The sequence below is a fragment of the Schinkia azotoformans LMG 9581 genome, assembly GCF_000307855.1.
GTDB lineage: Bacteria > Bacillota > Bacilli > Bacillales > Bacillaceae_J > Schinkia > Schinkia azotoformans.
Genome location: NZ_AJLR01000034.1, coordinates 18,926 through 40,906, shown reverse-complemented (window position 1 = coordinate 40,906; position 21,981 = coordinate 18,926). Strand labels below are relative to the sequence as shown.

At 36.2% G+C, this 21,981-nt stretch carries 22 protein-coding genes; 17 read left to right on the top strand and 5 right to left on the bottom strand.

The features are described from left to right. Positions 1–180: 180 nt before the first annotated feature. The 6 genes from yppF (at position 181) to BAZO_RS02380 (ending at position 7,814) form a co-directional block, all read left to right on the top strand. Positions 181–354 (top strand): YppF family protein, encoded by a 174-nt coding sequence (gene yppF / locus BAZO_RS21500; RefSeq protein WP_003329645.1) that lies wholly within the window; start codon positions 181–183, stop codon positions 352–354. A gap of 236 nt (positions 355–590) precedes the next feature. Next, the gene (locus tag BAZO_RS02400) at positions 591–1,328 is read left to right on the top strand and encodes an anthrax toxin lethal factor-related metalloendopeptidase (protein ID WP_003329644.1); all 738 of its coding nucleotides are present in this window, start codon (positions 591–593) and stop codon (positions 1,326–1,328) included. 135 nt (positions 1,329–1,463) lie between these two features. After that, positions 1,464–2,096, top strand: a complete 633-nt coding sequence (locus BAZO_RS02395; RefSeq protein WP_003329643.1) for a TetR/AcrR family transcriptional regulator — start codon at positions 1,464–1,466, stop codon at positions 2,094–2,096. 79 nt (positions 2,097–2,175) lie between these two features. Continuing rightward, a complete protein-coding gene (locus tag BAZO_RS02390; RefSeq protein ID WP_003329642.1) occupies positions 2,176–5,325 on the top strand; it encodes an efflux RND transporter permease subunit in 3,150 nt (1,049 codons plus the stop codon). Positions 5,326–5,341: 16 nt separating this feature from the next. Next, positions 5,342–6,619: an efflux RND transporter periplasmic adaptor subunit gene (locus BAZO_RS02385; protein WP_003329641.1), complete on the top strand. Its 1,278-nt coding sequence runs from the start codon at positions 5,342–5,344 to the stop codon at positions 6,617–6,619. Positions 6,620–6,803: 184 nt separating this feature from the next. Beyond that, a complete protein-coding gene (locus BAZO_RS02380) occupies positions 6,804–7,814 on the top strand; it encodes an AI-2E family transporter (protein WP_003329640.1) in 1,011 nt (336 codons plus the stop codon). 16 nt (positions 7,815–7,830) lie between these two features. On the opposite strand, the gene BAZO_RS02375 is transcribed toward BAZO_RS02380, so the two are convergent. Continuing rightward, a complete protein-coding gene (locus BAZO_RS02375; RefSeq protein ID WP_003329639.1) occupies positions 7,831–9,264 on the bottom strand; it encodes an ABC transporter substrate-binding protein in 1,434 nt (477 codons plus the stop codon). Positions 9,265–9,473: 209 nt separating this feature from the next. On the opposite strand from BAZO_RS02375, the gene BAZO_RS02370 reads away from it, so the two are divergent. The 4 genes from BAZO_RS02370 (at position 9,474) to BAZO_RS02355 (ending at position 11,095) form a co-directional block, all read left to right on the top strand. After that, on the top strand, positions 9,474–9,764 hold the full coding sequence (locus BAZO_RS02370; protein ID WP_003329638.1) for a phospholipase A2 family enzyme: 291 nt from the start codon (positions 9,474–9,476) through the stop codon (positions 9,762–9,764). A 136-nt stretch (positions 9,765–9,900) separates the two neighbouring features. Next, positions 9,901–10,356 (top strand): Hsp20/alpha crystallin family protein, encoded by a 456-nt coding sequence (locus tag BAZO_RS02365; protein WP_003329637.1) that lies wholly within the window; start codon positions 9,901–9,903, stop codon positions 10,354–10,356. A 39-nt stretch (positions 10,357–10,395) separates the two neighbouring features. Further along, positions 10,396–10,773: a hypothetical protein gene (locus BAZO_RS02360; RefSeq protein ID WP_051015742.1), complete on the top strand. Its 378-nt coding sequence runs from the start codon at positions 10,396–10,398 to the stop codon at positions 10,771–10,773. 31 nt (positions 10,774–10,804) lie between these two features. Then, entirely contained in the window at positions 10,805–11,095 is a 291-nt protein-coding gene (locus tag BAZO_RS02355; protein ID WP_039956918.1) for a hypothetical protein, read from the top strand. Between the two features lie 160 nt (positions 11,096–11,255). On the opposite strand, the gene BAZO_RS21495 is transcribed toward BAZO_RS02355, so the two are convergent. Continuing rightward, positions 11,256–11,363, bottom strand: coding sequence for a YjcZ family sporulation protein (locus BAZO_RS21495; RefSeq protein ID WP_081585626.1), 108 nt, complete (start codon positions 11,361–11,363; stop codon positions 11,256–11,258). A 139-nt stretch (positions 11,364–11,502) separates the two neighbouring features. On the opposite strand from BAZO_RS21495, the gene BAZO_RS02350 reads away from it, so the two are divergent. The 6 genes from BAZO_RS02350 (at position 11,503) to BAZO_RS02325 (ending at position 18,103) form a co-directional block, all read left to right on the top strand. After that, complete coding sequence (locus tag BAZO_RS02350) at positions 11,503–13,698, top strand: DNA topoisomerase III (RefSeq protein ID WP_003329635.1); 2,196 nt, start codon at positions 11,503–11,505, stop codon at positions 13,696–13,698. A gap of 264 nt (positions 13,699–13,962) precedes the next feature. After that, positions 13,963–14,229 (top strand): CD3324 family protein, encoded by a 267-nt coding sequence (locus tag BAZO_RS02345; protein ID WP_003329634.1) that lies wholly within the window; start codon positions 13,963–13,965, stop codon positions 14,227–14,229. A 150-nt stretch (positions 14,230–14,379) separates the two neighbouring features. After that, entirely contained in the window at positions 14,380–15,015 is a 636-nt protein-coding gene (locus BAZO_RS02340; RefSeq protein ID WP_003329633.1) for a FusB/FusC family EF-G-binding protein, read from the top strand. A gap of 218 nt (positions 15,016–15,233) precedes the next feature. Next, positions 15,234–16,457 (top strand): serpin family protein, encoded by a 1,224-nt coding sequence (locus tag BAZO_RS02335; protein ID WP_003329632.1) that lies wholly within the window; start codon positions 15,234–15,236, stop codon positions 16,455–16,457. A 190-nt stretch (positions 16,458–16,647) separates the two neighbouring features. Continuing rightward, positions 16,648–17,283: a GTP cyclohydrolase I FolE gene (folE, locus tag BAZO_RS02330; protein ID WP_003329631.1), complete on the top strand. Its 636-nt coding sequence runs from the start codon at positions 16,648–16,650 to the stop codon at positions 17,281–17,283. Positions 17,284–17,341: 58 nt separating this feature from the next. After that, positions 17,342–18,103, top strand: a complete 762-nt coding sequence (locus BAZO_RS02325) for an SDR family oxidoreductase (RefSeq protein WP_003329630.1) — start codon at positions 17,342–17,344, stop codon at positions 18,101–18,103. A gap of 55 nt (positions 18,104–18,158) precedes the next feature. Here the strand turns inward: BAZO_RS02325 and BAZO_RS02320 are convergent, their stop codons facing one another. Continuing rightward, complete coding sequence (locus BAZO_RS02320; RefSeq protein ID WP_003329629.1) at positions 18,159–18,590, bottom strand: VOC family protein; 432 nt, start codon at positions 18,588–18,590, stop codon at positions 18,159–18,161. A 187-nt stretch (positions 18,591–18,777) separates the two neighbouring features. Here BAZO_RS02320 and BAZO_RS02315 point away from each other — a divergent pair, with 187 nt between their 5' ends. After that, complete coding sequence (locus tag BAZO_RS02315) at positions 18,778–19,701, top strand: aldo/keto reductase (protein ID WP_003329627.1); 924 nt, start codon at positions 18,778–18,780, stop codon at positions 19,699–19,701. Between the two features lie 74 nt (positions 19,702–19,775). On the opposite strand, the gene BAZO_RS02310 is transcribed toward BAZO_RS02315, so the two are convergent. Continuing rightward, positions 19,776–20,885: a Ger(x)C family spore germination protein gene (locus tag BAZO_RS02310; RefSeq protein ID WP_003329626.1), complete on the bottom strand. Its 1,110-nt coding sequence runs from the start codon at positions 20,883–20,885 to the stop codon at positions 19,776–19,778. Then, a complete protein-coding gene (locus BAZO_RS02305; RefSeq protein ID WP_003329625.1) occupies positions 20,882–21,964 on the bottom strand; it encodes a GerAB/ArcD/ProY family transporter in 1,083 nt (360 codons plus the stop codon). The genes BAZO_RS02310 and BAZO_RS02305 overlap by 4 nt, the downstream gene beginning before the upstream one ends. Positions 21,965–21,981 lie beyond the last annotated feature (17 nt).

Sequence of the window (21,981 nt, the reverse complement as noted above, 5' to 3'; positions counted from 1 at the left end):
TTATTATTTTTAACACATATAATGTAGTACCAAAACGATATTTGTCACTGTTAATGGTTTATTAATATTATTTTGTAAAAATACTACAAATTTTGTCGGAAGTTTAAAAATTCTAAAAAATAAGCATACCCTATCGAGGATGATATTATATAAGTACATTATTAACAGGGGGAGATGCGCTTGACATTAGAGGGTTTGATTCAAAAATTCGTGGAAGAAAAGGAACATAAACCAGCAAGTGCTAATGATTTACTAGATTTTTTAAAAAGGGGTTATATTCAAGGGAAACTTTCATTTGTTGAGTACAGAAAATTAATCCAAGAACTTGATCAACGTGGGGCAACAATGGCTTAAGTGAAAATTTTTTGCAAAACTAATTGAAAATTGTAAACGAATTCACAGACTAGAAAGTTAGTCTGTGAATTTTTTTTATTTAAATTTTATGTCTTTAATAAATTCTTAACTTGTTTTGCAAATTTGACAACTTTTTGATCATTTTTCTTTTATATTTTTTATACATTGTAGTATACTAAGTTAAGAATATTTAGATTATTTAATTAGTTCTGAAAATGTGAGGGATACATAACTACATGAGAAGGCTATTTGGTACCTGTTTATTTTTACTTTGTTTTTTGCCGGCATTGACATTAGCTAAAGGTGATATTACAGGCTTAACTTTAGAGGAAGCGGAGAATCATCATCAATTGAATATTGATATGGAAGACGAGAAAGTTAAGGATTTGTTGGAACAGTTGGTTATGGTTCCTCTAGAAAATGACTATAACCATCAAGAAGTGGCAGGTATGGTTTCACGTCTGGGACATATTCATCCAACGATTTTACACGATTTAGTTGTAAATAATGTTAAAATTAAGTTGTTCTCAGGAAAGTTAACGGATGAACCGTATTTCGCTGATTTAAAGGGAATATCACCAAGAGGCTGGAGCAGCCATAAAACATGGGATCAAGTGCCAGGTGCAGGTGGAACTTATATTGCTGCTGCAAAAATTGGGGCCAGCGAACCGGGAAACGGGCATGGATCCATTAACCTTGAATTACATGAAATAGCTCATTCAGTTGAGCGTACCGTCTATAAAGGACTTCGTAATAATGATGAATTTTTAGAAATTTGGAAGGAAGAGGTTCCGGTTATATTTCCGGATGATCCATATTTTAATTCTTATCCTGAAGAATACTTTGCAGAGGTCTTTGCGATGTATTATCTAAATGAAGATACAAATATAGAAGTACAGTTGAAAGCTCCAGAAACATATGAATACATTCAAAGGCTAGAAAAAAACGAAAAGATTTCAAAATTAATATTGTGACTATGCGATAGAAGGGATATCTCAAAAGAGAGGTAATCCTTCTATTTTTTGTTATATAAAATTGAATACTGAAAGATTGACCAATCGGTCATTAACGGATAAACTTAAATAAAATGTGATTTAAGGATGGTACAAATGATCGATAAAAAAACAACGATTATCGAAAATGCGATAAAGCTCTTTGCAGCAAAAGGCTATCATTCTACATCAATTCAGGAAATAGCTGATGCCTGCGGAATTGCGAAGGGAACTCTTTATAATTATTTTGAATCGAAAGATGATGTTATGCTTTCAGTTCTGAAATATTATTCAGGTATGATCATGGCAGAGGTAGAAAAGATTGCTAACGATCCATCTTTAACACCTAAAGAAGTTTTTTGGAGGCAAATTCATTATCAGTTAGATGAATGTGTGAAACATCGCGATTTTATTGAAATGCATATCCGGGAGTATGCTGTACCTGTTAATGAAGAGATTAATGATTTCTTATTTTCGATTCGATCCTATCGGATTCAGTGGTTGTCTAATTGTTTCCGTGCTGTATATGGAAAGGAGATAGAACCATTTGTATTAGATTTAGCAACGATGATGAATGGCATTTTACGGGAATATTTGGAATATATCATTTTGGATAAAAAACAATTTGATACTATTAAACTAACAAAATATATTATCAACCGTATGGATAATTTAGTAAAAGCTTTAAGGAACAGTGGTGAGTATTTCCTTGAGCATTCAGACCTTGTGGATTTCTTAAAAAATGGTTAAAATAGATTGTCATGACCAAACGGTCATTTAAAAGATTTAAAAGTTTCATAGATTATACTTGTAGAAAAGGGTGAACCTCATGAATTTATCTCATTTATCCATCAAAAGACCTGTAACGGTTTTGATGGTTATTATCGCCATGCTTATCTTTGGATTTATTTCATTTCCAAAAATGGCTGTTGATTTAATGCCAGAAATGAATCTTCCTGTTGCTGTTGTTGCCACAACTGTTGATGGTGGAACACCGGAGGAAGTAGAAAAGCTGGTAACAAAACCGATAGAAGAATCATTAGCTTCTATTGCTAATGTTGATACGATACAGTCTAGTTCTGTTTCCGGCTCTTCTTTAGTAGTGATCATGTTTAATTGGGGAACAGATATTGACCAAGCAACATTAGATATGCGGGATAAAGTTGGTATTATAGAAGGAATGCTGCCTGATTCTGCAGGCTCTCCGAAAATTCTTAAGTTCGACCCTAACAGTGAACCAGTTATGACACTTGCTCTTTCTGGACATGAGAATGTCGGAGAATTAAAATCAATTGCTGATAATCTTATCAAAACAAACCTTGAACGTATTGATGGTGTAGCATCTGTTGGTATTAATGGCGGTCGTGACCGTGTGATTAAAATTACAGCTGACCCTAATAAACTTGAAATGTATGGAATCACCTTCGATCAAATTCGTGGGGCTCTAAGTGCAACTAATCTTTCCGGTTCGGCTGGTGAGGTTCGAGAAGGCGATGAAAAGCTCCAAATTAGGGTTCAAGGGGAGTACAGCAACATAAAGGAAATTGGTGAAACACCGATTTCAATTGCTGGCGGCAGTATTGCTTTAAAGAATATTGCTAAGGTTGAGGACACTGTTGAAGACATTACGCAGCTTAGTTATTATAACGGTGAGCCTAGTCTCGGTCTAACGATTACAAAGGCGACCGGCGGTAATACCGTTGAGGTTGCTGATGCGGTTCATAAAGAGTTAGAAAGCATCAAAGCACAATTACCTAAGGGTGTCGAGCTTTCGATGATTATGGATACATCTGTTTATATTAAAGATTCAATTAAAACAGTTGCTGAGCATGCTTTATTAGGATTAATTTTTGCTGTATTTATTTTATATTTCTTCCTAAATAGTGCACGTTCCACATTAGTTGTGTCTATTGTAATTCCAATTTCAGTTATTGCAACCTTCTCTCTCATGTATTTTTCTGGAGAGACGATTAACTTGATCTCTCTAAGTGGTTTATTACTAGGTCTGGGATCACTGGTCGACTTTGCGGTCGTAATCATGGAAAATATTTTCCGAAAAAGGCAAGAAGGGATGGGAATGCTTGAAGCAGCCCTTGAAGGTTCGAAGCAGGTTGGTAATGCTGTAATGGCATCTGCTTTAGCTCAGATTGTTGTATTTTTACCGATTGTTTTCGTTGAAGGTATTGCCGCTGAAATATTTGGACCTTTAGCTTTAACCGTTATTTTTTCCCATATAGCAGCATTAGTAGTATCCCTTATGCTTGTTCCAATGCTAAGTTCACGCTGGTTAAATGAAGTTCCTAATGAGGAAATTTATACAGCAGGAACGTACAAAGGATTTAACCCAGTGATGTGGTTTAATATTGGTTTTGAGAAAGTAGCGAAAGTGTATGGACGTTTCCTTAAATGGGCACTTGGTAAGCGTAAAACAGTTCTACTTGCGACAATCGCAATTCTTGTAGGATCAATTGCACTGTTCCCGTTGGTTGGTATGGAATTTATACCAAAAACAGATGAAGGCCAAGTTAGCATATCTGTTGAGATGCCGACTGGAACGATTTTAGAAGAAACAGAAAAAACAGTAACACAGATAGAGGAAGTAGTAAAAAAAGTACCTGAATTAGAGCATATCTATACTTCAATTGGCTCTAATGGTGGGGGCGGAGCAGTCTTTGCTTCATCATCTTCTAATATTGCTAACGTTAACTTGAAATTAGTAGATTTAGATAAGCGAGATCGTTCTACTGAAGAGATTGCCAATGAAGTTCGTAAACAGCTTGATTTCTTGCCGGATGCCAAGATCACTGTCTCAGAGGTATCTTCATCTTCTGGAATGGGCGGCTCTGCAATTCAGATAAATTTACGTGGTGATGATTTACATGTCTTACGTGATATTGCTGACATTATCGCGGGTGAAATTGAGCAGGTTGATGGTACGTATAACGTGAAAACTTCTTTAGATGCAACGAAGAAAGAATTTCAAATTGTTATTGACCAGAAACGTGCAAGCCAATATGGTTTAACAACCAATCAGGTTCTTTCAGCTGTTCGTATTTCCTTTGCTGGACAAAAAGTTACACAATTCCGCACAGGTGATGATGAAATTGATGTTAAGCTTGTAATGCCTTCTTACTTAAAAGAAGATAAAACTTATTTAGATAAAATCAGGATTACAACTCCACAAGGTGGAACCATTGCACTTTCTTCAGTTGCGGATATTAAGAAAGTGGACGTACCTCAAACGATTACTCGTACAAACCAAACGAGAGAGGTTCAAATCACCGGGGATGTTATGGGAAGTGACATAGCAACAGCTTCCAAAGCGGTTCAAGATCGCATCAGCAACATAAATCTCCCTGATGGCTATTCTGTTGATTACGGTGGACAAAGTCAAGAAATGATGGAGTCTTTCGCCCAATTAGGATTGGCTATGTTACTCGCAATCGTTTTAGTGTACATGGTAATGGCTGGACAATTTGAATCATTGTTTACGCCGTTTGTTATCATGTTCTCTATTCCACCAACTTTTATTGGTGTTGTAATAGGACTGTTGGTTACCGCTCAGTCAATGAGTATAATGGCACTTATTGGTTACATTTTATTAATAGGTATTGTTGTTAATAATGCCATTGTTTTAATAGATTATGTGATTCATCTAAGAAAAGATGGTATGGATCGTGATGAAGCGGTGTTAAAAGCAGGACCAATTCGTCTTCGTCCAATCTTAATGACAACACTTGCAACGATTTTAGCAATTCTTCCTTTAGCATTTGGCGGTGGATCTGGTAACGAAACACAGGCACCGATGGCAATTGTAGTTGCATTTGGATTAAGCTTTTCAACGTTAATCACACTTGTTCTAATCCCAGTCGTTTACTGTTGGTTTGATGATATTGGCGCTAAGAGAAAACGTAGAAAAGCTGAAAAACGAGCTAAGAAAATAAAGGCTGTCGCACAATCCGTACAGGCTCAAGAATAGAGGGAGAGAATATATGATGCATAAAAAAATAAAGTTACTACTATTTTCATTACTTTTAATTTTAACAGTTGCTGGTTGTGCTCCTAAACAGCCAGCAACAACTAATAAAGAGGAAGCAGGGGCAGTACCTGTTCAAGTAGAAACTGTGAAAAAAGGTGTATTGGATGCCCAAGCTGGTATTGCAGGTAAATTTGAACCTAAAGAAACGGCTGCTATTGCCCCTAAAGTGAACGGAAAAATTAAAACAATCAATGTTAAATTAGGTCAAAAGGTCAATAAAGGTGATGTTCTGTTCACTTTAGATCCTGAGGACCTACAAAATACAGTTAAGCAATCTGAAGCAGCCCTTAAGGTGGCACAAGCAAACTTAAAACAAGCGGAAGTTAGTTCAAGCCAAGGCCTTGACCAAGCTAAAAGTGGTCTTGTTCAGTCAGATTCTGGAATTACACAAGCCCAACAAGCATATGATGATGCAAAGCTTAATTTAGAACGTACTAAACAGCTTTATGATGCAGGTGCTGTTGCTTCTGTAGAATTAGAACAAAAAGAAATAGCATTCAAAAACGCGGAGATCGCTCTTAATAACGCAAAAATCTCACAAGAAAATGCACAAAAATCTGTACATTATGCGGAACAAAAATCGGCTATACAGGTTGCTAGTGCATCTGTTGAGCAAGCAAAGGTAAATTTAGAAAATGCTCGTTATCAACTGGCTAATGCAACGGTTAAAGCACCAATTAGTGGTATTATCTCAAGTGTTAACGGGGCTTCTGGTCAAATGGCTGGACCTTCACAAGGTGTAGTTACAATTGTTAATATAAATCCTATCGTTGTTAAGGGCAGCCTTTCAGAAAGCGATGTAACATCGATCAAAGTTGGGGCGGTAGTTAAAGTTGAAGTTCCGGCAGTGGATAAAACAATTGATGCGAAAGTTACAGCCTTAAGTCCTGTTATGGATCAACAATTGAAGGCTTATCCGTTTGAAATTGAAATTCCAAATGCGAACGAACAATGGAAATCAGACATGGTCGTAAATGTTGTTTTCCAAGGTATTGATGGCCAACTAAAGGAAAGTCTTATTCTTTCAAGAGAAGCAATTTTTGAAGAAGAAGGCAAGACTTATGTCTATAAAATTGAAAATGATAAAGCAACAAAAGTAGAGGTACAAACTGGAGAAGAAACAAGTGAACAAATTGTAATCTTAGACGGAATCAATGAGAATGATGTAGTTGTTGTAAAAGGACAATCACTGCTAAAAGATGGGGCTAAGGTAACTATTCAAAAACAACAATAAACACTGTAATATATGCATTTATGTCAAACATCTATCAATGATAGGTGTTTTTCTTTTAAAATCATCATTTTTACAATTATAATGGCTTTCAATATGCAGCAATTAATTATAATATAGAATTATATTATATTGATATTACAACATTGATATTACAATGAGCTTCTTATACAAAGGGGAAAGGTCAATGGATGAACTCACAAAATGGTTTCAAAACAAAAGTTTAAAAAGGATATTTATTTTTGCGCTTATTGTCCTTATTTTATTCAGCATGAAAAGTATGATTAACTTCATATTGCTGACGTTTATATTTTCATTTTTGATGGACCGTCTTGTGACCATTGTTTCAAGCAAGGTTCCGATTAATTGGAAATTGATAGTTTTAGTCAGTTATACAGCGATTGTTGGTTTATTAACCTGGGGTATTGTAAAATATTTGCCGATTATTACGTATGAAATTACCGCACTAATAAGGCAGGTAAAGACCTTCTACCAGCAGCCACAGGATAACATCATATTAAATTATATCTTTAGCTTCTTAGGTAAAAATGAAATTTCTCAGTATTTTGAGCAAGGTCTTGCATTTGCAATGAGGTCTTTTTCAGGAATTAGCCATTTAGCACTTCAGATTTTCCTAGCTTTACTGTTAAGTTTGTTTTATTTATTAGAGAAACCGCGTTTAGTTACTTTTACGAAAAAAATGAAATACAGTAAGCTTGCCCCATTTTATAATGAAATTGAGTTTTTCGGAGGAAAGTTTATTCGCACTTTTGGAAAGGTATTGGAAGCACAGTTTATTATTGCTGTTGTCAACTGTATGCTATCGATTATAGCCCTGTCCTTCATGGGTTTCCCACAATTATTCGGGTTGGCCATCATGATTTTCTTCCTTGGCTTAATACCGGTTGCCGGTGTCATCATTTCCTTGGTACCGTTGTGTATGATTGCCTACACAATTGGAGGGCTAATCAAAGTTGTCTATGTTTTAATTATGATTGCCATTATTCATGGAATTGAAGCCTATATATTAAATCCAAAGCTTATGAGTTCCAAGACTGATTTACCAATTTTTTATACGTTTATTGTGTTAATTTTCTCAGAGCATTTCTTTGGTGTTTGGGGATTAATTATTGGTATTCCAGTGTTTGTGTTTTTCCTTGATGTGTTTGAAGTTACAAAATCCGATGGAAAAGGCTGACTTTTTTGAAGTCAGCCTATTTTTTCTGTATTTTCGTTATTTCTTTTACTTCTTCAATACTAGCCAACCATTTTTGATAGTATTCCTTTTGTGTCTCTCTTCCGTATTTCTCAGTAATCTGTTCCCATTCATCTGCTGTTTGTTGTAATGCTTCTTCCGGAGTAAGTTTGTTTATTAATGCTAGGCGCATATTCCGATCAATGCTTTGCATATAGTCCCAGCTACCTGGAATCATCAATTCGGCATTCGTATTGATTAAGCTCTCCTCCAGGGTTGAAAAGAAATGCCTACTTACATCAACACTTGGGAATGGACCTTTTTCATTAATTGAAAAATGACTGTATCGATAGGGATCATTAATAGTTTCATAGGAATTAATTGAATAAATACTGACATCCTTAGACGTCAAGTATTTGATTACCTGCCAAGCTTTATCTGGTACTTTACTATTATTTGAGATCGCTAACACTCTGCCAATCCAGGAACCACCTGCAGGCGCATTTGGACCTCCGCTTGGAACAAGCGTCCAATCAACTAAATCTGCTACTTTGGAATTCCAAGTTTTACTATCATAGGAGAACCTTGCCGTATCACTCCACTGAATCGTCATAGCAAGATGACCTTGGAGAAAGGCATTATTTAAATCGACCCAGTCGTACATAGACCCTTCGGGAACTGCATGACTATTTTGTAAAGTAACAAGATCCTGCAGAGCTTTGACGCCAATTTCACTATTAATGGCCGGCTTCATATTGCTGTCAAAGTAGGACCCACCCATAGATAAGAAGCGTTCAGCAAACCAAATGTAGCCCATTCCACCGCCATTTAATATAGCCGTACCATAGAAGTCAATTTTCCCGTCGCCGTCTTCATCCCTCGTTAAAAATTGCGCAATTTTATCATACTCTTCCCAAGTTTTCGGTGGTGCTAAATCAACTCCGTATTTTTGTTTATATTCCGCATTGTATTTATCAAAAATATCCTTTCGATAAAACAATAGATGGGCATCCCCATCATAAGCCATTCCGTAGGTATGATCGCCATACTCCATATATAGTTTTTGATAAAAGGGCATTAAATCGTCTGCGAATTCATCCGTGATATATTCTTCTAATGGCAGCAGCATATCCCTTTCAACATAAAGAGGAAGTTTTACCGGGAATATGGAGTAAATATCATAGTCTTCTTTCGTTGCAAACAAAAAATTCTCCAAGTTATCTGTGAGCCTTTCCGGATAATTGTATTCTAATCGAACACCAAATTTCTCAGCAATTTCTTTTTCGTTCATTTTAAAAAACACAACAGCCCCTGGTGATTCAGCAATTACTTTTATTGTAGTTAAATTATCGTTATTTTCTCTTGCTACTGTTTGGGCGGGATTAGCAGGTTCTTGGCATGCCCCTAATAAGAGCAGTAGGAATGAAACTACGATCCATGAAAACAGCTGCATGTACTCACCTTCTTAGCTTTTTTTACCAACTCTATTTTACACTAAACTATTTCCCTTTTGTATTATAGTTTTGCCCTGTTTTCGACAAATTTCTAAAACTTTCCACATTAGAAATATCGGATTCATAGGCAGTGGTTTAGACAAGCTTTTACCGCAATGAATATCGTATTTATATAGCATTTAATAGGTAGGAAGGAGGGGGTGTTTTTTTGCTGCAAAAAAGAAAAAGTGGCTTAAGGTTTTGTATTTTTCCGGGTTATAACTGGTGTGGTCCCGGATGCAGTGGTCCTGGTGCTCCAATAAATGCTGTTGATGCAGCGTGTAGGGCGCACGATCTATGTTATCGCAGGGATAGAAATCCATGTGAGTGTGACCGTGAATTTATGCGACGACTCGAGAGGCAAATCAACCTAAGGACAGAAGAAGCAAGACATGCACGTATGCTCTATCAATATATGAAACTCCAATCCTTGTTTACTTGCAGATTTTACCGAAAATAGTACTAAAATGATCGCCACTTCCATTTCTTCAGTGAGATGAAGTGGTTTTCTTTTGTGTTATTTTAAGGACCTTTGAAGGTTTTAAATTGTCCATATTTGAATATATATATTTAAGATAGGGTTGGGAGGGATTGATTTGAACAAAAAGAAGATAATGAGTTCCCTAGGTGAAGCCAGTGAATTTTTAGGCGAAGAGTTTTGGGATGTAATTAATGATTTTCTCCCATTAGTAAATCCGCGAATTGATATCATTCGAACGGAAAAAGAGATGACCATTGTTGGAGAATTGCCCGGAATCCAATCAGAGGAAGACCTCTCCATTCGTATGCAAGGGCGGTTGCTTGTTATTGCAGGAGAAATTAAAAGGCCTTATATCGTGGATGGTCAAGAATTGATTAAGGATGAAAGGTTTACTGGTCCATTTAAACGAAAAATAAGGCTTCCAGAGGATTGTATGATAGAGAAATTAGCAGCTTCCTATATAAATGGTTTGTTAAAGATTGTGATTCCTGTTTACAGCGATGAGCAAAATGATCCTCAGCATGAAATACCAGTTCGTTTTTTAGAAAGCAATCATACCACCAACAATTAACAAGGACATGTAACTTTTTCCGAAAAAGGAATGATGTTAATGAATGGGGAAAAAAGCAACATTCTCCAAGATATTGTAGAAAAAATAGGTGCAATTGAAAAAAGGCTGCAGGAGATGCCCAGTCAACCAACAGTTTATCATATTACGATACAAAACTTGGATATACATGATCCGATATTAAAGGAACTGACATTTAGTCTAGAAAGCTTGGATATAAAGGAATTAAGCGGGGCTTTAAATATGGGGAATAATTTTGGACCAAAGGTTGAACAAAAACCGAAAAACGAGCCAGAAAAGAAGCAAACAAAAAAAGAGCAAACCGAGGAAGAACAGGAGAAAAAAGTTCCAGAACAAACTGATATTAGCAATATCATCGTGAAGGTAAATGGCACTCCAGTAAATTACACAGTTAGTTAAATGCTGAATGCGGTATGGGGAGGGATCCATGATGGCTGGGTATTTATCACCCAACTTCGTTATCGGATCGATTAAAATTGGTTCCATCGAGGGGGCATCTTGCCTTAATATGGGAAATAATTTTCCGAGTAACTTTTCGAGCCACAAAAAACAAAATCAAGGGTTTGGTTCTATAATGGGTGACCATAATGATATTAGAGATATTTTATCAAGGTTGGATGATTCGGATGTGTTAGATATGTATAATCAAATGGATCAGGACGACCCTCCGGAATGGATCAAAGAAATTGTTTCAGCAAAAAAATCAAGGAAAGACCAATAAAGGAAAGGAACCTATCCGTTTTGAAATAGGCTCCTTTCAATGTACTATCAGAATTTAGATTAATTTGTAGATAGTATAGAAAGGATATCGAGGGCCTTTAGGTCATCCCCTCGTGGGACTTGCCACCATTATTGGCGGCAAGTCGTGTTTTTCTAATTAATTAATAAAATCCGCCTCCCATCCAAGAAGCACCAACAATAATTAAAAGGATAAACAGGACAACGATTAAAGCAAATCCTGCTCCATATCCACATCCAACGCCACTCATTTATTACACCCCCTCTTTTATTAGATAATCCATAATATGTACAGCAATACAGACCGACATAGGAAGAGCGTTTATTTTATAAAAAATAGGCTGTAAATGGTACAATTGAAAGGACATGAAAAAGTGGAAGGATGTTACGATGAAAAAAACTGTAGTTTTAGCTGAAAAACCATCTGTAGCCCGTGATATTGCACGAGTGCTAAACTGTCAGAAAAAAGGAAATGGTTTTTTAGAAGGTGATCAATATATTGTGACATGGGCATTGGGGCATTTGGTTACATTAGCAGATCCTGAAAGCTATGATGATAAGTATAAGACGTGGAAGTTAGAAGATTTACCGATGGTTCCAAAGGATTTGAAGCTTGTTGTAATAAAACAGACAAGTAAGCAGTTCCATGCTGTTAAGAGCCAATTACTTCGTTCTGATGTTGGGGATATAGTAATTGCAACTGATGCCGGTCGTGAAGGCCAGCTTGTCGCGCAGTGGATTCTTGATAAAGCAAGGGTGAACAAGCCAACGAAACGATTATGGATTTCTTCGGTTACCGATAAAGCAATAAAGGAAGGCTTTCAAAGGCTAAAGAATGGCAAGGAATTTGATCCTCTATATCATTCAGCCGTTGCCAGATCTGAAGCAGATTGGTATGTGGGATTAAATGCCACAAGGGCATTAACATGTAAATTCAATGCACAATTATCATGCGGACGGGTCCAAACGCCAACACTTGCCATCATTGCCAAAAGGGAAGAAGAGATACGTCAGTTTAAAGCGAAACCGTATTATGGCATTCAAGCCCAGACAAATGAGAAGATTGTTCTGACTTGGCATGAACGTATAAGTAATGATACAAAAACATTTGCAAAAGAAAAGGCAGATGAAATATTATCAAAAGTCAAAAATAAGCAAGCAAAGATTATTGATGTGGATAAGAAAGCGAAAAAAAGCTTTGCTCCACAGCTCTATGATCTAACAGAGCTGCAGCGGGATGCTAACAAAGCATTTGGATATTCTGCAAAAGAAACACTGCAAATCATGCAAAAACTCTATGAACAGCACAAGGTTTTAACCTACCCAAGAACAGATTCACGGTATTTGTCATCCGATATCGTCGACACTTTAAAGGAGAGAGTTAAAGCTTGTGGAGTTGGTCCTTATAAACAATTGGCGCATAAACTTTTGCAAAAGCCGATTAAAGGAAATAGCTCCTTTGTCAATGACAGCAAAGTATCGGATCATCATGCGATTATTCCAACAGAGGAAACCGTATTTTTGAATAAATTCACAGATAAAGAACGGAAAATTTATAATTTAGTTGTAAAACGCTTTTTAGCTGTTCTTTATCCAGCTTTTGAATATGAGCAAACTACGATTAAAGCCGACATCGCAGGTGAAACATTTGTTGCAAAGGGGAAGAGGGTTCTCTCGTCGGGCTGGAAGGAAGTTTATGAAAATCGTTTTGATGATGAAGAAGATGGTGTTAATGAGGTGAAGGATCAGCTTCTTCCGTCTGTTGCAAATGGTGATGCATTGACTATTTCTGGGGTTATCCAAACAAAAGGTGAAACAAAACCGCCTACACGCTTCAACGAAGCATCATTGCTGTCAGCAATGGAAAATCCGGCAAAATATATGGCGGGTGAGAGTAAGGATTTAATTAGAACAATTGGTGAAACGGGTGGACTTGGAACCGTTGCTACGAGAGCTGATATTATTGAAAAACTGTTTAATACGTTTTTAATCGAGAAAAAAGGCAAGGAAATATTTATCACATCAAAAGGAAAACAACTGCTTGAGCTAGTCCCAGAGGAATTAAAATCGCCGGCCTTGACCGCCGAATGGGAGCAAAAGCTCGAATTGATTGCAAAAGGGAAGCTTTCGAAAAATGTATTTATCAATGACATGAAAAACTACGCCAAATCTGTTGTACACGAAATAAAAAATAGTAAGGAAAAATTTAAACACGATAATATGACGGGAACAAAATGTCCTGAATGCGGCAAGCTTATGCTTGAAGTGAACGGCAAAAAAGGGAAGATGCTCGTCTGTCAGGATCGTGAATGCGGGCACCGCAAAAATATCAGTAAAGTAACGAATGCGAGATGCCCTAACTGTCATAAAAGACTGGAGCTGCGTGGACAAGGTGAAGGTCAAATATTTGTATGCAGCTGCGGTCACCGTGAAAAGCTTTCTACATTCAATGAAAGAAGAAAGCAAAATCAGAATTCAAAAGTATCGAAAAAAGATGTCGCTAATTACATGAAAAAGCAAAATAAGCAGGAAGAACCAATTAATACAGCTTTAGCAGATGCTTTGGCTAAGTTGAAGTTGAAATAAAGAGCTTTTTCTTGATTGCATTTGAATCGCGGATTTGATAATTTATCATTAAATAGGAATTTTTATGTAATTTTAGGAGGTGATCATATGGCAATAAGTTTGAAATTGCCATTGAGTGCAGCTCCTCATGCAAAGCCTGGTATCGGAAAGGCGATACTTTGCATGAGTAGAGTTTAATGAATATCGCCTGATGGGCTTTTACGACCATTTCTGATCAAGGCTTTGCACCTTATTTTATTTAGATTAAATAAGGGAGCTGGCGGAATGAATTATGTAAAAGCAACTGCGGTATTACCGCAAGAATTAATAAAAGAAATTCAAAAGTATGTTCAAGGTGAAACGATCTATATTCCGAAACCTGAAGGTAGCCACCAGAAGTGGGGGACACGTTCCGGTGCGCGTCAATTGATTGCTGAAAGAAATGACCGCATTAAGCATGACTTTAGAAACGGAATGTCAATTGCTGAATTGGCAGATGAATATTTTCTTTCTACGGAATCTATTAAAAAAATCGTTTATTCAACTAAATAATGGGTGAAATCAAACAAAGCACTGACATTTTCTTATGGGATGTCAGTGCTTTTCCTTATGTAAACAACAATTCTAAATCATCTTTTACATTTTAGTAAGAGTGAATTTTCACTATAATAGTAAAGTAATTTAGTATTTGGAGTGATGAAAATGAAACCATTTATTCGTACAGATCAGTACAATTTCATAAGGGTGCAGGCAAGAAAACTAGTCAACGGACATTCAACTGCAAAAGATCCGGATGTAATAAAAGCTATAGAGGATATGGTATTAGAAAATATTTTAGCGATGTTTATAAATATGAATGATGAACAAAAACAATTAATTCAGCCTGTCGTTGAGATTCATGATAAAGAAATGGCTGAAAAATTTTTAGCACAATTAAAACAATATGTTATACCTTTTAACGTATCGGAACAGGCAGTTCGAAAATTGTTCCCGAAGGTCAAAAAATTATCGGTTCCACCTTTAGATAAGATGGATTTAAGGGATATTGTATATTTAAGTTGGTTTGGTAACAGTACTAGTAAAAAATATATTGTATCAAGCCATGATAATAAGTTGAGCGGGATTTATGGTTCTTTTACACAAGCAAATCAAAAAGGAATTTGCTCACTTTGCAATGGTCTAGGGGAAGTAGGCATGTTTCTAGCTGAAATAAAAGGGAAGGAGCAAGGGACGTTCACAAAACGTGGAAATTATATTTGCAGTGATAGTCAAAAGTGTAATGAAAATCTGACCTCACTTGATAAATTAACTGATTTTATAGAGCGATTAAAAGGTTGATTTATTGGATAAAATTGGCGCAACAATTGAGCAGTGATTTGGTGGTAGATAATTTGCGTTTATCCTCACCAAACAGAGGTCAATGTCGATTTGATTACGGACAATGACCAACTATTATGAAACTATACATAAAAATCATGGAACCTTTCTCAAATCTTATCGTCTAATTTGTAAATCAATTTAAGAGATACATTGATACAAAGGAGGACGACCATTCAATGAAAGGCTTTTATTTAATACTATCCCTTATTCTTTTTCTTACAGGCTGCGGTTCATCTAGTTCACCAGACTTTGGTTCAGCAAAATTTGGGAAAGATGATTATAAAATGATTACGGAAGCAAATAACCGTTTCGCCTTTAAATTACTAGACGAGCTAATCAAAAATAAAGAGGAGCAAAATACATTTTTCTCCCCATTTAGCATTCATTCTGCTTTATCAATGACCTTTAATGGTGCAGCAAGCGATACTCAAAAGGAGTTGGCTAAGGTATTACAAGTGAGTGATTATGAACCGTCAGATATTAACCGTGCTTATGCATCTTTCTTAAGTCGGACATACGAACGGAATTACGAAGCGACATTGAATATTGCCAATTCTTTATGGTTAAAAGAAGGCTCTCCTTTTTTAGAGGATTTTGTAAAGAAAACAGAGGATTATTATTTGGCGAAGGTCTCTGAAATGGATTTTTCAGATCCGAAGACAACTGATGAAATAAATCAATGGGTTAAACAGAAAACAAACGGCAAGATTGAAAAAATGATAGAAAATATTGAATCTAATACTGTAGCCTATTTGATCAATGCTATTTATTTTTATGGAGAATGGGATCATTCATTTGACGAAAAACAAACGTTTGAAGATACATTTTATGTATCAACAGACCAGCCCCAAAAGCTACCATTTATGAGGCAAACGAATGAATTTAAATATTTTGAAGATGAGCTAGTACAAGTAATAGATCTCCCTTATAAAGATAATGAATTAAGCATGATTGTGATACTGCCCAAAGAAGGGGCCTCTTTGGATGATTTTTACCAACGGCTAACATATGATCAATGGGTCAACCGGATAAATCAGTTTAATAAACAGGAGGTATCTATCACCCTTCCAAAATTTAAAATGGATTACTCTACTAATCTGAATGATTCACTGATCAATTTGGGAATGCCATCGGCTTTTTCTGGTAACGCTGATTTTAGCCGAATGGTAGAAAATGGTGGGGTTTGCATCGATGAAATTCTTCATAAAAGCTATATTGAAGTTAATGAAAAAGGAACGGAAGCTGCTGCTGCAACATCTGTGGAAATAGAAGAGACAGCGAGCCCCGTGATGAAAATAATGAATGTCAATCACCCGTTCTTTTTTGTCATTCTGGATAACGAGTCAGGAATTATTTTGTTTATGGGAGAGGTTCATTCTCCAGAATACCGTTATATATAAATTGATAGTATAAAAAACCTATGAAATTAACTGCGGCTATGAACCTATTTTTTATCTTGATAACAATTAGCGAATCAAATTAATTGACTTAATTAAAGGTAATAGGCTATTTTTTATATTATATTGTTTATTAAAAATTCACTTTAAATAACATCTTTGTTTTATTGAAATGGCAGAGGAGAGTAAATTTATGTCTATTGCGGAAAGTAATTTAATATCTGAAAAGGTACTTGAAATATTTAAAAACGATCCTGATCAAGAAATAAAGCTCGCTCAAGCGCAAAATGTAATGAACTCATTGAAGGAATTAATAAAATTATGCGGAGACGATCCTACTCGAGATGGGCTTCATGAGACGCCGGTTCGTGTCCTAAAAGCTTTTCTAGAGTACACAGAAGGCTATCGAGAAGATCCGAAAGAGCATTTAGAGAAGATTTTTGCAGTGGATCATCAGGAATTAGTCCTTGTACGGGATATTGAATTTTATTCAATGTGTGAGCATCATTTTGCGCCGTTTTTTGGAGTTGCCCATGTGGGTTATGTGCCAAGTGAAAAAATAACAGGATTATCGAAAATTGGCCGTATGGTAGAAGGGTATGCTAGACGGTTTCAAGTACAGGAAAGACTAACGAATCAAATTGCAGATGCGATTGAAGAAGTGCTACATCCTCAAGGTGTGATGGTTGTAGTAGAAGCAAAACATATGTGTATGTGTGGCAGGGGAATTAAAAAATCTAATTCATCGACAACAACGACAGCTGTGAGAGGGATGTTTGCTAATCAGTCTGATGCACGTATTGAGTTTTTATCATTATTAAACAGGTAATATTTCAATGGAAGTAAGATGAATTGACACGATTCGAAAAAATAGGCAGGTGAATTTATTGAGGCATGCAGTAATAACGGCAGGGTCGAAAGGGCTTGGGAAAAAGGTTACGGAACAATTTCTGGAAATGGGTTGCTCCGTTACGATCAATTATCGAAGCGATGTTACTCGGGTGTCTCAATTAATGACCGAATGGGAGCCTTATCAAGAAAAGCTACAATTCGTTCAGGGTGATGTGACCAAGAAAGAGGACATTGCGAATATAATTGAACAAGCTATGAAACGCTTTGGCAGAATTGATTATCTGGTCAACAATGCAGGTCCCTATATTTTTGAACGGAAAAAGCTCGTTGATTATGATGAAAAAGAATGGTATGAGATCATTAATGGCAATTTAAATGCGGTCTTTCATTTTTTGAAGCTAACCATTCCGATTATGAGAAAACAGAAGTTTGGCAGAATTATAACCTATGGTTTCCAAGATGCAGAGCACACACCTGGCTGGATTTATCGGTCTGCATTCGCTGCAGCCAAGGCTGGGCTTGTATCATTAACTAAAACAATCGCCTTTGAAGAGGCTGAATACGGGATTACAGCCAATATGGTTTGTCCTGGTGATATTATTGGAGAAATGAAGGAAGCAGATATTGAAACAGCTAGATTAATTAAAGATAATCATACACCTGTCGGACGTTCCGGTACCGGGGAGGATATCGGACGGATTATCTGCTTTTTATGTGAAGATAACTCGGATTTTATTACCGGGAGTGTGATTTCAGCGTCAGGCGGTATCCAGGTTGTAAATCGTGGCTTGAAGTAAAAAATAAAGGATAAAGAACTTTTTAAATGAAAGCTCCTTATCCTTTTTTATTTTACTATTCTCCCTGATGGGCAGAGCCATCGTCATGGCTGACTTGCCATTCAACACCAAATTTATCTGTTAGCTTGCCGTAGCATTTGCTCCAGAATGTTTCCTGCAACTCCATTTCTACTTTGCCGCCTTCTTTTAGCTGATTGAAGATTGATTTGACCTCATCCATATCCGTGCTAACTATGGCTAGCTCAATGTTGTTCCCTTTTACATAAGGACGCCCAGGGAAAGAATCCGAGAACATAACTCTTGAACCTGATATCATAAGTTCAGCATGCATAACAAGGTTTTTTGCTTCCTCAGGCATAGGAAACTCAGGATTAGGGGGTGCATCTCCGAATGACATGATTCTTGCTTCAGAACCAAAAACCTGTCCATAAAATTCTACTGCTTGTCGACATTCTCCATTGAAAATCATATAAACATTTAAGGCCATTATTTCACTCCTAAGTAAATATTTGCATAGGCATTTCAATTTCTATTGTAACCAAAAGTATGAATAAATAAAAATGATAATTACTTTTAAAAAAATAAGACAATCGGCTGGCCATACGATAAAATAGAGATGTAACAAACTTCCAATTAATAGTTTCAAAAATCTAATAGAAGCAGGGGGTCCAATAATGAAGAAAAACCAATTAGGAACTTCAGACCTATATATAAGCGAAATTGGTCTTGGCTGCATGTCTCTTGGTACAGATGTAGAAAAAGGTATTCGAATTATTCATGAGGCGTTACATACAGGTGTGAATTTCCTTGATACGGCGGATCTTTATGATTTCGGAATTAACGAAGAAATTGTTGGTAAAGCGATTAAAGGTCGTCGTGGTGAGGTCATTGTTGCTACGAAGGTTGGTAATCGCTGGAACGAGAATAAAGACAGTTGGATTTGGGATCCATCGGCTAATTACATAAAAGCTGAGGTAAAAGAAAGCTTGCGCCGGCTTCAGACGGATTATGTCGATTTGTATCAACTACATGGGGGTACAATCGAGGATCCGATTGATGAAACGATAGCGGCTTTTGAGGATTTAAAAAAAGAAGGTCTTATCCGTCACTATGGAATTTCATCGATTCGGCCGAATGTTATAAATGAATTTGTAAAAAAATCAAATATTGTCAGTGTAATGATGCAGTATAGCTTACTTGACCGCAGACCTGAAGAACTTTTTCCACTCCTTAAAGAAAAGCAAGTTAGCATTATTGCCCGTGGCCCATTAGCTAAAGGGTTATTAACAGAAAAAATAAAGGACAAGACCACTGCACAAGTTTTCGAAAAAGGGTATCTTGATTATTCTTATGATGAAATTGTAGCTATTAACGGGGAAATACAAGACCTGTTGATTCCACCGCAAACGGTTAATAATATTGCATTACGGTACCCATTGTTTAATGAAACAGTTGCGACAATTATTCCAGGTGCAAGTAGTATCGAGCAGCTCAGAGAAAATGTGCAAGAAACAATAAAAAATCAAATCACATTAGAGCAATATGAAAAATTACAAGCAATTACAAAGCCAAGTATTTATATGCAGCATCGCATCTAGCCATACAACCAAAAGAAAAAGGGTATGAAATCAACTGGATCTGGATTTCATACCCTTGCTGTCAGGTGAAATATTTACTCAATGATGCCCACACCTTCTATCTTTACGTTCGCTTTTACTCTAAACTCGATTTCAGGGTAAATCGACTGCCACATTTCCCATTCTGTTTTGTTATTAAAATGTCTTGAGCGATATCGAAGTCCAAAGCCGATAGGGTCAAGATTTGCTTTTTGAAGGGATACCAAAAAGTCCTTGATCCTATTTTCTAAATCTTCCTTAGCCGCTTTTTCGTATTTAGGAATATCCTTCATAGAAATATTAAATAGCGCTTCTTCCATGGTACCATTGATGTCTATTTGAACTGTGATATACGGTTTATTTCCAGTAGGTGTATGTATTATATATTTCGAATTCACTTTTTTACCGAATATTAAAAAATAGAGGTCATCTTTTGAGACCTTGAGCTCGAATTTGGGGACATTACCAGTAAGTAAGTTAAATAGTTCCGTTTCATCCGGTGACAGGGTATGTATTAATTTTCGTTTATCCATAATACCTAACTTGTTAATTTCCAGAAGGTCCTTATCGGCTTCAATAATTGGTAAATAGGGATCTTGTCCTCTTTCTATTATCCTTCGTTGAAATTCAAAAAGTGGTGCGGTAATGGTATAGGGTGTTTCCGTTCCAGTTTTGCCAAATGCCAGGAACATTGCATTGGATGGCAGCCGTTCCGACTTCGGTTTCACCTTCAAAACGTCCAAAGCTGTTGGCTTCCCAATGCTCATATAAGCAATTTGTTGAATATCTCTTCTGCGAATAAACCAATAAACTAGGTGTCCTGGCATGTCATTCTTAATTAACTCCTCACCATAAATAATAATCTTTGCATGGCTGAATTCCAGCTCTTTATCTACTTTTGATTTAATCATTCTAACAGCCTCGGTTATTGTTTTAGCTTTCTCCGAAACAATGATAAATTCGTTTTTGCCCGTGCTTAAATCGGAAGCAGGGATTGCAAGTTTAAGGCTCACTAAATATTGTTCTTCTTCGTTTTTAATTGAGTCAATTCCGATCCCTACAACAAAAAAACGTTTATCAATATCTTTAAAGCCACATCCACTACTGATTAAAACAAGAAAAACGAGTAATGATAAAAGCAACAAACCTTTAAAGTAACGCCTCATTTCCGTTTCCACCTACTTAAAAAAAACAATAAAATTAGAACTCCAATTTCAAATAATATCCGGACATTCATCCAGTACCTTGTAAAGGTGTTAAGTAATCTACTCTCTAAAATATTCACTAAATACCCGCCTGCAATGACTAATAAGGCAATGATGCCCCATGTAATCCACTTTGTTTTCTTTTCTGTTTTCGCTGGAAAAGCACCTTTAGCAAGGTATAAAGCAACATGCCAATGAATGGTAACACTTAATAAAGAAAGGGAAAGATATAACATTAAAAATAAAAAAATAACTCTTTCGATCGGACCATAATCAATTCGTAAAGAATCAGCTGTAGTAATCCATGGATAAGTATAGTCACTAACACCATCAGCACCATGAAAAGCAATGGGAATAAAAAAGGTTGTTAGTAAATTAATAATACTGAAAACAAATATTACTACAAACCATTTTTTAGTAATTTTTTCTGGAAATAATCGATTAAAAATTACAAGGTTTAAGTACCCAGAAAAAATATAAGTGGCTGATGCTACAGCACTCCAGGTGGGTGCCTCATTAATATATGTACTTACCTCTAACATCGCATCCCAACTGAAATACTCGCTTCCCATTGTCTTAAAAAAAACAAAAGCAAGGAGTGGAAGATTTAAGATCAATATTATTTCCAATAGAAATAGGACTTTATCAGATTTTAGTTGAATCGCGAATGAGATTGCCGCAACAAAAATCAAATATAATGGGAAAGTTAGGGCTTCTGGGTTCATGAATACTTGTGTAATATTAATACTGGCTATAAGCGTAATAGCTCCAGCAGAAAACCAAATCAAGCTAAATAAAAATAGAATGAGCTTTTTAATCCACTTTGTTTTTAGAATATCTAATATTTCCGGAAGCCCTTGTTGCGGGAAATTTGAAATGCAATTAACAAATAAAACCGTTAAAGTCATCCCAATTGGAATGGCCAAGAGGATGGACATAACAGCTCCTTCAAAACGCTGATCCAATAAAATTTCAGGAACAAAAATGATGACATTAATTAACATGTTTAACAATACTGTGTAAAAAAAGTAACGGTTCAATTAAATGAGAACTCCCT